Source organism: Streptomyces sp. NPDC016469 (assembly GCF_040632905.1).
Classification (GTDB): domain Bacteria; phylum Actinomycetota; class Actinomycetes; order Streptomycetales; family Streptomycetaceae; genus Streptomyces.
In genome coordinates this window covers 1-2,270 of record NZ_JBEYCQ010000087.1, presented here as the reverse complement: position 1 = coordinate 2,270, position 2,270 = coordinate 1, and the positions used below count along the sequence as shown (strand labels likewise).

The 2,270-nt window shown below is 69.5% G+C and carries 1 protein-coding gene; it reads right to left on the bottom strand.

Annotated features, from left to right (window positions below):
- Window positions 1-2,270 (bottom strand): acyltransferase domain-containing protein (locus ABZ565_RS35340; RefSeq protein ID WP_361036421.1); only part of this gene is annotated, 2,270 nt, incomplete at both ends.

The window sequence follows — 2,270 nt, the reverse complement described above, 5'->3', positions numbered from 1 at the left end:
GCAACGGGCTCCGCCAGACGCGGACCGTACTCCCCCGTCATCGCGCCGACGAACACACCCGTCCGACTGCCCTTGAGCGACTGCGGAACAATCCCGGAACGTTCCAGCGCCTCCCAGGCCGTCTCCAGCAGCAGACGCTGCTGCGGGTCCATCGCCAACGCCTCACGCGGTGAAATCCCGAAGAATTCCGCGTCGAACCCGTCCGCCCCCTGAAGGAACCCGCCATACCGCAGGTACGACTTCCCCGACACCCCACGCTCGGCGTCGTACAGCCCCTCGGCATCCCAGCCGCGATCCTCCGGCCAGTCCCCGATCGCATCCCGGCCTTCAGCGACCAGGCCCCACAACCCCTCCGGCGAATCCACCCCACCCGGATACCGGCACGCCATGCCCACGATCGCCAACGGCTCGTCGGAGCCGGAGACAGAAGCGGCGTCGGGGAGGTCGAGCGCATCGGTGGTGCCGAGCAGCGCCGTCACGATGTGGCGGGCGAGAACAGCGGGCGTCGGGTAGTCGTAGACGAGCGAGGACGGCAGGGCGAGGCCGAGGTCGGCGGCCAGGCGGCTGCGCAGCTCGACGGACGACAGGGAGTTGTGGCCCAGTTCCTTGAAGGGCAGGGCGGGGTCGAGCACGTCGGTCGCGTCGTATTCCAGCACGTCTGCGGTGTGGCGGCAGATGAGGTCGGCGATCAGCGCCTCCCGCTGCTTCTCGTTCAGCCCGCGCAGCCTGCCGGCCCAGGTCGTCCCGTCCGCCTCGGCCTCGTCGGCCTCCTGCTGGGGGGCGGGGGCGGAGGACGCCTGAGGCGCGTCGGGGGCGTCGATCCAGTAGCGCTTGCGCTGGAAGGCGTAGGTGGGGAGCTTGACCCGGTTCCCGCCGGGCAGGAAAGCGGTCCAGTCGACGTCGGTCCCGCTGGAGTAGGCGGTGCCCAGGGCCCGCAGCAGCGTTTTGGCCTCGTCACGCTCGCTCTTGAGTGCGGAGGCGGCGGTGGGGGTGTCGAGGGTGTTCTGAACGAGGGACGTCAGGACCGGGTCCGGCCCGAGTTCGAGGTACGTGGTGATGCCCTGGGCGTCCAGAGTGCGGATGCCGTCATCGAAACGGACCGCCGCACGGATCTGTCGGGCCCAGTAACCAGGGTTGGTCAGCTCGTCGGCGATCTGGCCGGTCACGTTCGATATGACCGTGATCTGCGGCTCGTTGAACGTCAGGGAGCCGATTGTCTGCTCGAACTCGGCCAGGGCGGTGTCCATGTGCGCGGAGTGGAAGGCGTGGGACACGGTGAGGCGCTTGACCTTGACCCCACGCCCTCGGAACAGCTCCTCCACGACCCCGACCGCATCCGCGTCACCGGAGACGACCACGGCTGCCGGGCCGTTCACCGCCGCGAGCGACATGCCCTCAACCAGCTCCGGGACCACCTCCGTCTCCGGAGCGGCGATGGCGAGCATCGCTCCGCCCGCGCGGGCGGCTTGCATCAGGCGGCCCCGTACCGCGACCAGCGCACACGCGTCCTCCAGGGAGAACACTCCCGCTGCGTATGCGGCGCTCACCTCACCGATCGAGTGACCGATCAGCGCGTCAGGGCGCACTCCGAAGGAGGAGACCAGCGTGAACAGGGCCGACTCAAGGGCGAACAGTGCGGCCTGGGTGAACCGGGTCTGATCCAGGACCGGATCGCCCTCGAACACCACGTCCTTCAGCGACCGGCCCAGATGCCCGTCCAGGTACGCACACGCCGCGTCGAAAGCCTGGGCGAACACGGGGAACGCCTCATACAACTCCCGGCCCATGCCAGGTCGCTGGCACCCCTGCCCCGTGAACAAGAACGCCGTCCCCGCAGCACCGACAGCACCCGCAGAACGAACCTTCTCCAGGCCGGCGATGAGCTCCTCGCGGTCCGCGCCCACCACCACGGCACGGTGCTCGAAAACCGTGCGTGCCGAGGCCAGCGAGTAACCGACGTCGAGCAGCGACGTGTCAGACCCGCGTACGAACTCGGCGAGCTTCCCCGCCTGCGCACGCAACGCCTGCGCGCTGCGCCCGGACACCACCCACGGCACCAGCCCCGGCTCCGCACCTCGCACGGCAGGCGCCCGCTCGGGTGCCGGGCGCAGGATCAGGTGGCAGTTCGTCCCGCCCATCCCGAACGAGGAAACGCCCGCGACACGGGAGGACCCCTCCCACACACCCGTCTTCGTCTGGACTCGCAGGTTCAGCGCATCGAGATCGATCGCCGGATTCGCCGACTCGAAGTTCAGGCTTGCCGGCACCAC